Source organism: Rathayibacter sp. PhB127, assembly GCF_003751665.1.
GTDB lineage: Bacteria > Actinomycetota > Actinomycetes > Actinomycetales > Microbacteriaceae > Rathayibacter > Rathayibacter festucae.
Genome location: NZ_RKHW01000001.1, coordinates 1813680 through 1826239 on the forward strand (window position 1 = coordinate 1813680; position 12560 = coordinate 1826239).

Here is a 12560-nt window from a genome sequence, read left to right on the forward strand (position 1 = left end):
ACCGGAGGCTCCTCGCTCGCGCCCGCCCCCGATGCGCGAGGATCGGACCCGTGGATGCGGAGCGGGTACTCGGAGACGGTCGTGCCGACGGGGTGTGGTGCCGGCTCGGCGAGCCGCTGACGGTGGCGCAGATCGCGCGCGGCGGACCCGCCTGGCTCTGCCTGGACGCGCAGCACGGCGCCTTCGACGACGCCGCGGTGCTCGCGACCATGCGCGCGCTGGCGACGGTGAGCGAGCGGCCGCCCGTCGCCGTCCGGGTCGCCGGGCTCTCGGACCCGCTGATCGGGCGGGCGCTCGACGCCGGAGCCGACATCGTCGTCGTCCCGATGATCGAGTCGGTCGAGGACGCGGCCGCGGCGGTCCGCGCCGCGCACTACCCGCCGCTCGGCCGACGCAGCTGGGGACCGATGACCGACCTCTGGGGCGCCGCGCCGCCGTCGGCCGCCGAGGCGCGGCCGGCCCTGTGGCTGATGATCGAGACGCAGGCCGGCCTCGACGCGGTCGAGGAGATCCTCGCGGTGCCGGTGGTCGCCGGCGTCTTCGTCGGCCCGTTCGACCTCGCGATCGGACTCGGCCGGGAGCTGCCCGACCTGCTCGCCGCGGACGGACCCGAGGACCCGCTGCCCAGGATCGCCGCGGCCGCCCGACGCGCAGGCAAGGGCGCCGGTGCCTACGCGGGCGACCCGGAGCGCGCGCGGCAGCTTCGCAGCCTCGGCTTCCCGCGGGTCGCCGTCGCGACCGACCAGTCGCTGATCGCGCTCGGCACGGCGGCGGCGCTCGGCGCGGTGGCGGACGGCTTCGGCTGCTGAGCCTCCGAGGGATGCGACGACGGCGATGACGACGACTCTCGAGCGGCTGATCCAGCGGACCGCCGACGCCGCAGACGACGACCTTGCCCCGGGCGCTCGGGCCGACGCGCGCCGCACGCTGACGGCGGCGCTGGAGGCGCATGTCAGGGACGACCACGAGGCCGAGGCCGCGCTGCTCGCCCCTCTCGCCCGCCGCATCTCGGACTCCTGGCCGCACACGTCGGCGCTCGGCCGGGACGTGCTCGGTTACGTGCAGGCCGTTCGGCGCTGAGGCGCGAGCGCGGGCGGAGGCTGAGACGAGTCCGACGTCAGCAGCCGGGTCCCCGCGATCTGCAGCAGCGTGCACTGGAGCAGGGGGCCCTCCCGCAGATGCAGTTGCAGCACGCACTGAGCAGCCGCGTCGCCGTCGAGCAGGCCAAGGGTGCTCTCGCCTACGAGCTGGACATCACGGTCGAGGAAGCGTTCGAGCTGCTCCGGAACCGGTCGCGGGCAACGTCCACGCCGATCACGGCGCTCGCTCGGCAGATCCTCGACAGTCATCAGTAGCGGCGACGGGATGGATGGGGCGGCGGGGCGGAACGTGGGGGCACCGCCGACCCTCCACGAGGTCGCGGCCGGCCTCACCGGAGCGGTCTACACCTTCGCTCCGCAGCACCACCTCGAGCCGTTCACCGCGTCCTCCGACCTGGCCAGCGGCCGGGTGGTCGCCGTGAGCGTGTCGTACACCTACTATCAGCACCCCTCACGGCCGGAGGACCCGCGCAACTTCGTCGATCTCACCCCGCAGCAGCGCACGGCGATCGCGCGCGCCGAGACGTCGGCGCTGCCCGACTGGCTGCGGGATCAGATCCGCCGCATGCGCTACCCGACCCTGTTCGACGCGGTCCGGACGTCGCTCCCCTTCCCCGCAGAGCGTGCGCACCCCGTGGAGGGCCGGCTCGAGGCGGACCTCACGGACTCGCTGCGCACCCTCTTCCCGGGCCAGCACCTCTCCACCCGCCTGCGCACCGTCCGCGGCGCACCGCTCGCGGAGTACAAGGTTCACCGCGGGGTCCCCCTCTCCGTCGACGGAGAGATCCACCGCGGCACCCGCGTCGAGATCGCGCCGCACGTGTTCGCCTTCGGCACCCGCCTCGACGACCGCTACGTCACCGCCGTCATCCCCTGGGACCTGCGCGCCGACATCGTCCCGGCGCTCGTCATCCTCCGCACGGCGGGCACGCCCCGCGCCTAGGCTCGCGGAACGGCGAGTGCCGGAGTGCAACCCGGCGCTCCTTCTCGCCCGAGATGTACGAGAGGAGATTGCAACGATGGGACTGTTCTCCCGGCGCCGCCCCGAGAGCGGCGATGTGGATGCGGTGGCGGTGGTCGCCGATCCGGCCGCGAAGCGAGCGCGAGTAGGTGCCGACGCCGTGCGGATCCTCCCGCTGGTGCTGGACGACCGCTCCGTCGCGGCGCTGCTCACCCGATCCGCGCCTGCCGACGCTCCGGTCCTGGCGCCGCACGCGTCAGGGCTGACCATCGCCCACGTCCTCGACCGGGACGGGGCGTGGGAGTACGTGACGGCGTCGACGGCGTCGCGCCTCGGGCACACCGCGCAGTCCCTCGCCACGGAGGCGCTCGCCTGGCTGGCGCGCATCGACCCCATCGTGTCCGGCGGCGACGGGCGATTCCTCCTCGAGACACCGCCCGGCAGCGAGGACCTCGCGGCGTCCCTGATCCTGCGCGCGGGGTTCCTGCACGCCCTGTTCGACGAATTCGTCGCCGGCGACCCGGTGATCGCGATCGGTCAACGCGTGTCGATGCACGTCTGCGGCCTACAGGACGCCGATGCGGTGGCGGGCCTGCGCGAGCTCGCCCGCGGCCTCTACGACGGCGGCGACGCGGCCCCGGTCAGCACTACCCTCTGCCGCCTCGGCGCTGACGGGTCGGCCACGCCCTACTGACGACTCATCGCCCGCACTGCTGAGACCGACGGGTGCTGGCTCTCTCGAACGCGGCAAGCTCACCGCGGTCAGAAAGAGACAGGCGTTAGAACGCCTGCTTGTCGAATCCCTCTGGGGCAGAGATCATCGGATCCGTCCACTGCAGGCCGGCGGCGACCGCGCGAGCCAAGCTCACTAGGCCAGTGCCGAAGTAGCAGTACCCGTGAGTCGTCTCGACCTGCTGATGCGGTGGCATCACCACGAGGCGCCAGTTGAACAGCATCTTCCACACCTCGACCGTGAAGGTCTCCGTCTCCTGCAGCCGAAAGCCGTTCTCCGTCCGCACGACCCGCTCCCCCGCGACGTCGGCCTCGGAACGCGGTTGCTGCTCGAGGTCGTCGAGCGCCTCGGCTCGGGTGCGCAGCATCGTCTCCTGATCCACCCTCCCAGTGTCCCGATAGCCGCCCCGTCACCGGGCAGTTCATCGGGCGGGTCTTACGGGACTGTGGAGTTGATCGCTTTGTGGCGGTGTTCTGCGATCGCATCATGGCGACCGCGCATGCCCGTCTGGAGTGCACCCCAACCGGACGTCAGGCACCATGACCGAAGCGCGTCCGAATAGGGCCGTGTCGGGCCTTGTCTGACACTTGCCCCTGCGGCTCTCAGACTTCAACTGGACAAGTAGCGGTCGGAGGCGGCATGTCGGGTCAGAGGGTCGGGTACGTGCGGGTGAGCACGTTGGATCAGAGCACGGTGCGCCAGCTCGACGGCGTGACGCTGGATCGGGTGTTCGAGGACAAGGCCTCCGGCAAGGACGTGAACCGTCCGCAGCTCGAAGAGATGATCGGGTTCGTCCGCGACGGAGACACGGTGCTCGTGCACTCGATGGATCGGCTCGCAAGAAACCTCGAGGATCTTCGCCGGCTCGTTCGCAGACTGACCGACAAGCGGGTCCGCGTCGAGTTCGTCAAGGAGCAGCTCACCTTCACCGGTGAGGACAGCGCGATGGCGAACCTGCTGCTGAACATGATGGGCGCGTTCGCGGAGTTCGAACGCGAACTCATTCGAGAACGTCAACGCGAAGGCATCGCCCTGGCCAAGCAGCGCGGCGCCTACTGCGGCCGCGCCCGGTCCCTCTCCCCGACCCAGATCGCTGAGTTGCGCGAGCGTGCCAGCGCCGGCATGCCGAAGACGACGCTGGCGAAGGAATACGGCATCAGCCGAGAGACCGTCTATGCCTACTTGCGTGTCAGCGAAACGCCTTCCGCCTAGGGTGGCGCGGTGCTGGTTACCCTGGCCGGGTGGACTTCATTGGGTTGGCGCCCCAGCACTTTGACACCGCGCTCAGCGCGGTACTGACCACAGCTATGCAGGCGCAGGGCTGGAGCGCACAGAAGGTCGCCGTGTTCGCACGGCTCCGACCGCGCACCGTCTGACGCATCCTGACCGGTAAAACTTCGGCCGGCACCGTACAACTGCATCGCCTCCTGCGAGTCCTGCAACTCGACCATGACGCCACTATGCGCACTTCGTCATGAACCGGGTGGAGCCGGTGTCGCACGAGGCAAGGGACGCGCGTAGCGCGGGCTGCTCACGGTGCGACCCGATAAGACCGGCGCCGATGTAGATCCGGTCGACCGATACACCGCGGCGAGGAGCGCGACACGTCGCGCCCGAGCACGCTGCACATCGGTCGAGGCGCGCGGGATGAGTGCCGTCTGCCTGGCGACAGACCCGTCGGACGCTGCCGAGGTCTGCCCAACGTGCGACCGAGCGCTCTGCACCTAGTCAGATGTACCCCGTTTTGTCCCCAGAAGAGTCGACACAATCCTGTGAGGATTTTCAGTAAGTTCTGAGTGCGAGCATCGGAGGGCTGAGGAGTCCTAGGCACGTTAGCCCTCTTTTACTCCGAAGCGCGACAGTTCAACAAGCCACCTTGATAACGAAAGGCCATGCTGCCGTGTCTAATATAAAACTTCGCACTCTTGCCGCCGTGACGAGAGCCCTGTTGGCGGTTTCTGTTGTGAATGCGACGGCCGCGCACGCTGCCGACTCGGATGCAGACGATGTCGTCAAGGTACTTGAATCGGTCCCCACGGAGATTCCACTCCTGCAAGGAGTGACTACCGGTTCCGCAACGGACTTGGTCGAAGCTGGAAATTCTTCAAGCGAGCGCGCAGCCATTCGAGATGTGGCAGATGTGTTCGTGTCGGGAGCCGGAAAAAAGCCGCTCGCCGTCGAGTTGCTCGCAGCTCAAAACGCGACGGAAGTGAGCGTGTCGAGTGAAGGAATCGAAGTAATTGACAATGGAAATGGCTCGTCGACAGTTCCGCTGAAGCACGCCGACGGGTCGCTGCAGATCGTAACAGTGATCGAAAGTTCAAATGCGCCGACGGAGTACGCGGTGGACGTTGAATTGCCTCTCGGCGTCGTCTTGACTCCGACCGACGACGGAGCGCTTCTCGCAACAGATTCGAATGGTGCATTGGTGCTCGGCGTAGCACCCGCTTGGGCCTACGACGCTGACGGCGTCTCCGTACCCACTCGCTACGTCGTCCAAGATACGAAAATCGTCCAGATCGTCGATCACGCTTCCGGAAACTTCAGCTACCCGGTCTCCGCCGACCCCTGGCTTGGAGTCCGCCTCTTCGACCCCATGACCGTCAATCGACAGGGAACCTTCAACGGCCGGAACGTCTACTCCGGTCGCCTCACGCCATGGGGAGTCACGATGGGACTCTCTGCTCAGGGACACGCCATCATGGCGGGCGCAGGATGGGAGGAGTTCGCCTCTCAATGGTCCGCGGTGAGGAGCAGCACGAGCCTGTATCAGCAGTACCAGTGCCACGCCGCATATGGACGTGCCATCATCGGCGCAGGTTTCCACTGGGACCTTGAGGCCTCTCGCCCTGCCAACGGAAACTGGCCCAACGTGCTCGCTCACAGGTGCAACTGGTGAGTCCTACTACAGGTAGATTGCGGCGCAAACCTTTCTCGTTCCTCCTCGCCGGCTTCATCGTCGGATGTCTTCTCACCGGCGGGATCGCCGTCGTAGCCGGCATGCTTACCGACGATTCACGGTCCGGCATAGCGCTTCAGGACATCGTCCGCGAGAACGTACCGGGCTTCACGGGCGTTGATAATTCAAACAACGACGCGTGCGGCGACAGGAGGGGTTGCGAGGAAGGCATCGAAGGGTCTGGTGCGTCGTTGTACCGCTACAGTTCCCTCGATCTCGCGCGACAAGCTGTCATCTACAGCACTGCTGATTTTTATCGTTCCGATCGGCTTGTCATTGAGTTTGAAGAGAACATGACAGCCGACGAGCGCTACCGACTGATTCAAGTCGTCGAGGGAACCTGGACTGGCAGCGACGACTAAGGTTTAACAAGGTGATTAAAGCGGTGAGGCTCTCAGCAGTTGGTCGAGGGCCGGCCCGTCCCCGGATGGAGAAGCTCTGGTCTTCATCGCCGACCGGCTGCGCTCAGGCGTACTCCCCGCCGACGTGCGGGCATCCCTCTACCAGGCGGCAGCACTCATCCCCGGTGTCGAGTTCATCGAAGACCAGGCCACCCTCGATGGCCGCACGGGCACCGCGATCGGCCGAGTCGAGACCAACGCCAACTTCCGCCAGGACATCATCATCGACCCCGACACGGGTCTGTTCATCGGTGAGCGGACAACGCAGCTCACTGCTGAAGACGGGATCCCCGCCGACACGATTACCGGGTGGTCCGCGGTAACGACCACCGTGGTTCCCGACGCCCCCGCCGGCGGAACCCAGAATGGGACATTTGACGAGATGGGGTGCACGACGACGAACGGCGCCTCCGTCTGCCCGCAGTAGAACCGAGTGGATGCGGCGCCCTGGCACGTCAACGTGGCGCGGCGCCGCAGCCCCCTTCGTTCGTTGCCGAGGGGTGGGCGAACAGAGCAGGGCCACTGTCGCCGAACTGCGACACGGAGCGCTGTCAGGACGCCGCCTCGGAGCTCTGCAATCCACAACACTCAGCCCCGCGGATTTTCGCGGCGCTCGGTGTCGCGTCTGCGTGTACCGGTCAGCGATCGGCTATCGGGACATGCGTGGGACCTCGCAACCGGACAGGCGGATCACGCGGACGAGGCGGCCCGGCCGCGCATTTTCGCGCAGGTCGGGCCGCTTCGTGGTGATGGTGGGAGCTGGTGCTCAGAAGCCGCCGGCGGGGCGCACCTGGTAGTGCTCTTCGAGCGCGGTGACCTCGTCCGGGGTGAGGTCGATGTCGACAGCGGCGGCCGCGTCGTCGAGGTGGTGGGGCTTGGTCGCGCCGATGATCGGTGCGCTGACGACGGGGTTGTTGAGCACCCACGCCATCGCGATCTGCGCCATGGACACGTTCCGCGCCTCCGCGATCTTCTGCACGGCGTCGATGACGGGGCGGTCGCGTTCGGTGTCGGCGAAGAAGCTGTTGCCCACGGGGTCGTCGGAGGAGCGCTGGGTCTGCTCTCCGGCGGGGCGGGCGACGCGGCCCTTCGCGAGGGGGCTGTAGGGGATGCTGCCGACGCCCTGGTCAGCGAGCAGGCCGAACATCTCGCGCTCTTCCTCGCGGTAGAGGAGCGAGTACTGGTCCTGCATGGACACGAAACGGGTCCAGCCGTGCAGGTCCGCGGCGTGCTGCATGTTGGCGAACTGCCACGTCCACATCGCGGACGCGCCGATGTAGCGGGCCTTCCCGGCCTTGACGACGTCGTGCAGGGCTTCCATCGTCTCCTCGATCGGGGTCTCCGGATCGAAGCGGTGGATCTGGTACAGGTCGACGTAGTCGGTGCCGAGGCGGGTCAGCGACGCGTCGATCTGCTGCATGATCGCCTTCCGCGACAGGCCGGCCACGCGCAGCCCCGGACCACTGCCAGCGGTGTCGCCGAAGTGGGCCTTGGTCGCGAGGACGATCTCGTCACGGTGGGTGAACTGGCGCAGCGCTTCACCGACGATGCGCTCGGAGTCGCCGTAGGAGTACACGTTCGCGGTGTCCCAGAACGTGATGCCGAGCTCGAGCGCCTGCCGGAAGAACGGCAGCGCATCGTCCTTGGGGAGTGACCACTGGAGGTGGCCGCTGGCCGGGTCGCCGAAGCTCATGCAGCCGAGCGCGATGCTGCTGATCTTCAGGCCGGAATTGCCGAGGCGGGTGTACTTCATGGCGTGAATCCTCTCGATGGGCGCGACGACGACAGCCGGGGCGGCTGGGGTGTCGAGCGGGTGCAGTGACGCGGGCGGGGTGAGCCCGCCGCTGTCACTGGGTCGTGGTGGGGGCCGTGGTCGGGATGGGGCTGGCGGTCCAACTGGCCAGGACGCGGAGACGTTCTTCCGACACGGAGGCGGGTTCGGTGACGTAGGTGATGATCGTGATGTCCGGTTCGCTGGCGAGGGTGAGCGCTTCGCCGGTGACCTCGACCTCACCGACAGTGGGGTTGTGCAGGGTCTTCGTGGCGCTGGTGTGCAGGCGCACGTTGTGGGAGGCCCACCAGGTGCGGAACGGGCCGCTGCGGGTGCTCAGCTCACCGATGAGGTCGGTGAGGGACCGGTCGAAGGGGGTGCGGCCGGCTTCGATGCGGAACGCGGACACCATGTCGCGGGCGACGCGCTCCCAGTCGCCGTAGAACTCCTGCGAGGACGGGTCGAGGAAGAGGTACCGGGCGAGGTTCGCCGGCTCGTCCCCGTTCGGGACCAGGCCCGGCATGAGGGCTGCGCCGAGCTGGTTCATCGCGATGATGTCGGTGCGGCCGTTCCGGGCGTACGCGGGCAGTCCGCTCATCCCGTCGAGGATGCGCTGCACACGGTTGCTGGCACGAAACTTCGCGGGGGTGCGCTTGGGTGCGGGTCGGGTCAGGGCGTGCTCGGCGTTCGCGGCCCGGGCGAGGTCGAACAGGTGCTGCTCTTCGGAGTCATCGAGCTGCAACGCCCGTGCGACGGCGAAGAGGACGGACTCGGAGACGCCGGCGAGCTTCCCGCGCTCCATCCGGTTGTAGTACTCCGCGCTGACCCCGGCGAGGGTCGCGACCTCCTCGCGGCGCAGGCCCTTCACGCGCCGACCCGTCGCGGAGGCGGTGAGGCCGGCCGCTTCGGGGGTGATGCGGTCGCGACGGGTGCGGAGGAAGTCGCTCGCTTCGGTTCCGGTGTCCATGTGGGTCAGCGTAGGCCGGACCCGGACGGGTGAAACAGACACTGCCAGTACACCGATCGCCGCTGCCTGTTCCATCAGAAGGGGCCGCTGTTGGATGGGATCACCGGCGGAACCGCAGCCGGTCCGCTTCTTGGAAGGAATGCTCGTGAGCACCATCCCCACCGTCACCCTGAACACCGGCGCTGAGATGCCGCAGCTCGGCTTCGGCGTGTTCCAGATCCCCGCCGAGGACACCGAGCAGGCCGTCATGGACGCGATCACGGCCGGGTACCGCCTCATCGACACCGCCGCCTCCTACGCCAACGAGGAGGCTGTCGGCCGCGGCATCGCCGCCAGCGGCGTGCCGCGCGAGGAGCTGTTCATCACCTCGAAGCTGTGGATCCAGCGCCGCGGCGAGGAGGGCGCCCGCGAGGCGATCACCACGTCCCTGCAGAAGCTCGGCCTGGACTACCTCGACCTGTACCTGATCCACCAGCCCTTCGGTGACTACTACGGCGAGTGGCGTGCGCTCGAGCAGGCCCACAAGGACGGCCGGCTCCGCGCGATCGGCGTCTCCAACTTCGCCTCCGACCGCCTCGTGGACCTCATCGCGTTCGCCGACGTCGTGCCCGCGGTGAACCAGATGGAGACGAACCCCTTCCACCAGCAGGTCGACTACCAGGAGCTGCTGCACGCCGAGGGTGTGCAGCTCGAGGCGTGGGCGCCGTTCGCCGAGGGCAAGAACGACCTGTTCACGAACCCCGTCCTGACCGAGATCGGTGATGCGCACGGCAAGTCCGTCGCTCAGGTCGTGCTCCGCTGGCTCGTGCAGCGCGGCGTCGTGGTCGTGTCCAAGTCCGTCAAGCCCGAGCGCATGCAGCAGAACCTCGACGTCCTCGACTTCGAGCTCACCGAGGAGCAGATGGGGAAGATCGCCGAGCTCGAGGCGGGCGAGTCGCTGTTCTTCTCCCACGTCGACCCCGACATGGTCCGCTGGCTCACCGGCCGCGCCGAAGCGTAGGCATGCCCGTCCACCAGCCCACCCGCAGGCAGCTCCTGCGCAGCGCCGCGGCCGGCGCGATCAGCGCCGCCGCGGCCGGGCTGCTGGCCGCTTGCACCACCCCGGCACCTCTTCCCTCCCCGTCCACGCCTGACGCCGCCGCGCCGGCGCCTTCGAGCTCGACAGGAACCTCCGTGTCTCCCACCCCCAGCAGCCGGATCCTGATCGCCTACTTCTCCCGCCCGGGCGAGAACTACTGGAACGGCGGCCGCCGCACCCTCGACGTCGGCAACACCGAGGTCCTCGCCGGCCTGATCAGCGACCGCGTCGACTGCGACGTCTACCGCATCGACGCCGCCGACCCGTACTCGGACCGCTACGACCCCACCGTGGCGCGCAACGTGCAGGAGCAGGACACGAACGCACGCCCCGCGATCGCGAACCCCCTCCCCGACCTCGCCGGCTACGACACGGTGCTGCTGGGCAGCCCGATCTGGAACGTGCAGCCGCCGATGATCCTCGCGACCTTCGCCGAGGGCGTCGACTTCACGGGGAAGACGCTGCTCCCCTTCGTCACCTACGCCGTCAGCGGCCTGGGCTCCACCGACTCCTTCTACCGAGGCCTCGACACCGGTGCGCAGCTCGGCGACGGACTCGCCGTCCGCGGTGAAGACGTCGCCGAAGGCGCCCCCGACGTCGGAACCGACGTCGACCAGTGGCTCACCGCCTCCGGCCTGGCCTGAAAGGCACCCTCATGACCGACTCCACCCTCACCGTCCTCCTCGTCGGCGCCACCGGCAGCGTCGGCCGCCACGTCGTCACAGCCTCCCTCACCGCCGGGCACCGCACCCGCGCGCTCGTGCGCACCCCGTCCCGCGCCAGGGGCGTGCATCCCCGTGCGGAGACCGTCGTCGGGGACCTCACCGACGCGGCGACCCTCACCGACGCGGTCGAGGGGATCAACGCGGTGATCTTCACCCACGGCGACAACGCACACGCCGAGGCCGTGAACTACGGCGCCGTCCGCAATGTCCTCCAGGCGTTGAACGGGCGCCCGGTGCGCATCGCGCTGATGACGACCATCGGCGTCACCGTTCGCCACCCCAGCTCAGAGTGGAAGCGCCGCGGAGAACGCCTCGTCCGCGCCAGCGGCAACCGATACACGATCGTCCGGCCCGGCTGGTTCGACTACAACGACGCGAACGAGCGCAGGATCCTGATGCTGCAGGGCGACACCCGCCGCAGCGGCTCCCCCGCCGACGGTGCGATCGCGCGCGACCAACTCGCCCGCGTCCTCGTCGCCACCCTCACCGATCCCGCCGCTGAGGGCCGCACCTTCGAGCTCTTCGACGAGCGCGGCCCCGAGCAGGACGACCTCAGCCCCCTGTTCGCCGCCCTCGACACGGACCCCGCCAGATCCGTCGATGGAGTGCTCGACCAAGCGAACCTGCCGCTCGAGCAGGAACCCGCGCCCGTCCGCGCGGACCTCGACCGCGTCCGCGCCACCCGCTGACCATCACCACCGACGGGAGAAGCATCACGACACGAAGCCCCGTGAAAACACCGCCACGAAGCGCCGAGATCCACACCCCTACGCGGTGAACCCCGCTCGTCGACCTGACGCGGTGAACGACCCCCGTACGGGACGGGCGCGTCGCCTCCCCTGCCGTCACTAGTGTGACATTTTGACAGCATGGTGACGTATATTCGTCGCATGCACCCTCCGCAGCTCGCCGAGCACGACCCGCCCTTCCAGGATCTGGTGCTCAGCGTCTTCCACCTCAGCAACGTGCTGTCCGCGTCCGGGGACCGCCTCGTTGCGGATCTCGGGTTGACCTCGGCGCGTTGGCAGATCCTCGGGGCCCTCGCCGCGGGTGCGCCGCGGCCGGTCGCGTGGCTCGCCCGCGACCTGGACCTCTCCCGGCAGAACGTCCAGCGGATCGTGAACGACCTCGAACGCGACGGCTTCGTCGCCTTCCAGCCCAACCCGCACCACCGGCGGGCGCAGCTCGTCACCCTGACGCCGGAGGGTGACGCCGTGCTCGCCGCCGCCGCCGCCCGCGCCGCGCCCTGGGCGGGGAACGCCGCCGCGGGACTCGATCCGGCCGACGTCGACACCGCCCGGCGCGTGCTCCACGCGATCGGCACCGCGGTCCAGGCCCACGACACCGACTCCCGCCCGAAGGACACCGAATGAACGACCGACCGGACCTCCCGCCCCTGCTGAAGTACGGCAACGCGGCGGTGAAACTCCTCAACCGACTCGGCGTCCCGGCCGGACCGCCGAGGATCCTCACCGTCCGCGGACGCATCAGCGGGCAACCCCGCTCCACGCCCGTCTCGATCGTCACCCTCGAGGGCGCCCGCTACGTCGTCGCCGGGCAGCGGATGGAGTGGGTGAAGAACGTCCGCGCGGCAGGCGAGGGCGAGATCCAGCGCGGCCGACGACGCGAGAGCGTGACCTTCACCGAGCTCCCCGAGGAGCAGCGCGGCCCCGTCCTCCGCGCCTACTGGCACCAGCACAGCCAGGGACGCAAAGTCGCCGCGCGCATCTTCGAAGCCGGCGAGAACGCCGGCCCCGACGACTTCGCAGCGGCCGCCCCGCGCTGCGCCGTGTTCCAGCTCGCGACTATCGAGCTCGATCGCTGACCCGAGAACCGCTTCGCCACTTTGTACCGGTGAACGATCC

Annotated in this window: 17 protein-coding genes; 14 read left to right on the forward strand and 3 right to left on the reverse strand. The window is 68.7% G+C overall.

Annotation, left to right across the window (positions count from 1 at the left end; all coding sequences use genetic code 11):
* The first annotated feature begins 50 nt into the window (after positions 1–50).
* The 5 genes from EDF22_RS08640 to EDF22_RS08660 all read left to right on the forward strand — a co-directional run bounded on the left by EDF22_RS08640 (position 51) and on the right by EDF22_RS08660 (position 2755).
* Positions 51–809, forward strand: a complete 759-nt coding sequence (locus EDF22_RS08640) for an HpcH/HpaI aldolase/citrate lyase family protein (protein ID WP_185038825.1) — start codon at positions 51–53, stop codon at positions 807–809.
* 25 nt (positions 810–834) lie between these two features.
* Positions 835–1080, forward strand: a complete 246-nt coding sequence (locus tag EDF22_RS08645; RefSeq protein WP_123704020.1) for a hypothetical protein — start codon at positions 835–837, stop codon at positions 1078–1080.
* 98 nt (positions 1081–1178) lie between these two features.
* Positions 1179–1355 carry an ANTAR domain-containing protein gene (locus tag EDF22_RS08650; RefSeq protein ID WP_123704022.1) on the forward strand — a complete coding sequence of 59 codons (177 nt, stop codon included), beginning with the start codon at positions 1179–1181 and terminating at the stop codon, positions 1353–1355.
* 34 nt (positions 1356–1389) lie between these two features.
* Positions 1390–2043, forward strand: coding sequence for a hypothetical protein (locus tag EDF22_RS08655; RefSeq protein WP_123704024.1), 654 nt, complete (start codon positions 1390–1392; stop codon positions 2041–2043).
* Between the two features lie 76 nt (positions 2044–2119).
* Entirely contained in the window at positions 2120–2755 is a 636-nt protein-coding gene (locus tag EDF22_RS08660) for a hypothetical protein (protein ID WP_123704026.1), read from the forward strand.
* A gap of 85 nt (positions 2756–2840) precedes the next feature.
* On the opposite strand, the gene EDF22_RS08665 is transcribed toward EDF22_RS08660, so the two are convergent.
* Positions 2841–3176 (reverse strand): hypothetical protein, encoded by a 336-nt coding sequence (locus EDF22_RS08665; RefSeq protein ID WP_148059162.1) that lies wholly within the window; start codon positions 3174–3176, stop codon positions 2841–2843.
* Between the two features lie 257 nt (positions 3177–3433).
* Here EDF22_RS08665 and EDF22_RS08670 point away from each other — a divergent pair, with 257 nt between their 5' ends.
* From EDF22_RS08670 to EDF22_RS08685, 4 genes are all read left to right on the forward strand, one after another.
* Positions 3434–4006: a recombinase family protein gene (locus tag EDF22_RS08670; RefSeq protein ID WP_123704029.1), complete on the forward strand. Its 573-nt coding sequence runs from the start codon at positions 3434–3436 to the stop codon at positions 4004–4006.
* Between the two features lie 721 nt (positions 4007–4727).
* On the forward strand, positions 4728–5693 hold the full coding sequence (locus EDF22_RS20495) for a DUF2599 domain-containing protein (RefSeq protein WP_148059163.1): 966 nt from the start codon (positions 4728–4730) through the stop codon (positions 5691–5693).
* Positions 5690–6115, forward strand: a complete 426-nt coding sequence (locus EDF22_RS08680) for a hypothetical protein (protein WP_185038827.1) — start codon at positions 5690–5692, stop codon at positions 6113–6115. Before EDF22_RS20495 ends, EDF22_RS08680 begins: the two co-directional genes overlap by 4 nt.
* 124 nt (positions 6116–6239) lie before the next feature.
* Positions 6240–6581 carry a hypothetical protein gene (locus tag EDF22_RS08685; protein ID WP_123704035.1) on the forward strand — a complete coding sequence of 114 codons (342 nt, stop codon included), beginning with the start codon at positions 6240–6242 and terminating at the stop codon, positions 6579–6581.
* A gap of 339 nt (positions 6582–6920) precedes the next feature.
* Here EDF22_RS08685 and EDF22_RS08690 read toward each other — a convergent pair whose 3' ends face one another.
* Together EDF22_RS08690 and EDF22_RS08695 are read right to left on the reverse strand one after the other, a co-directional pair.
* A complete protein-coding gene (locus EDF22_RS08690) occupies positions 6921–7907 on the reverse strand; it encodes an aldo/keto reductase (protein WP_123704037.1) in 987 nt (328 codons plus the stop codon).
* A 94-nt stretch (positions 7908–8001) separates the two neighbouring features.
* Entirely contained in the window at positions 8002–8892 is an 891-nt protein-coding gene (locus EDF22_RS08695) for a helix-turn-helix domain-containing protein (RefSeq protein WP_123704039.1), read from the reverse strand.
* A gap of 154 nt (positions 8893–9046) precedes the next feature.
* Between EDF22_RS08695 and EDF22_RS08700 the strand changes: the two genes are divergently transcribed.
* The 5 genes from EDF22_RS08700 (at position 9047) to EDF22_RS08720 (ending at position 12520) form a co-directional block, all read left to right on the forward strand.
* The gene (locus tag EDF22_RS08700) at positions 9047–9892 is read left to right on the forward strand and encodes an aldo/keto reductase (RefSeq protein ID WP_123704832.1); all 846 of its coding nucleotides are present in this window, start codon (positions 9047–9049) and stop codon (positions 9890–9892) included.
* Positions 9893–10065: 173 nt separating this feature from the next.
* Entirely contained in the window at positions 10066–10614 is a 549-nt protein-coding gene (locus tag EDF22_RS08705; protein ID WP_260303358.1) for a flavodoxin, read from the forward strand.
* Positions 10615–10625: 11 nt separating this feature from the next.
* Positions 10626–11384: an SDR family oxidoreductase gene (locus EDF22_RS08710; protein ID WP_123704043.1), complete on the forward strand. Its 759-nt coding sequence runs from the start codon at positions 10626–10628 to the stop codon at positions 11382–11384.
* A gap of 201 nt (positions 11385–11585) precedes the next feature.
* Entirely contained in the window at positions 11586–12068 is a 483-nt protein-coding gene (locus EDF22_RS08715; RefSeq protein ID WP_123704045.1) for a MarR family winged helix-turn-helix transcriptional regulator, read from the forward strand.
* Positions 12065–12520: a nitroreductase family deazaflavin-dependent oxidoreductase gene (locus EDF22_RS08720; protein WP_123704047.1), complete on the forward strand. Its 456-nt coding sequence runs from the start codon at positions 12065–12067 to the stop codon at positions 12518–12520. The genes EDF22_RS08715 and EDF22_RS08720 overlap by 4 nt, the downstream gene beginning before the upstream one ends.
* Positions 12521–12560 lie beyond the last annotated feature (40 nt).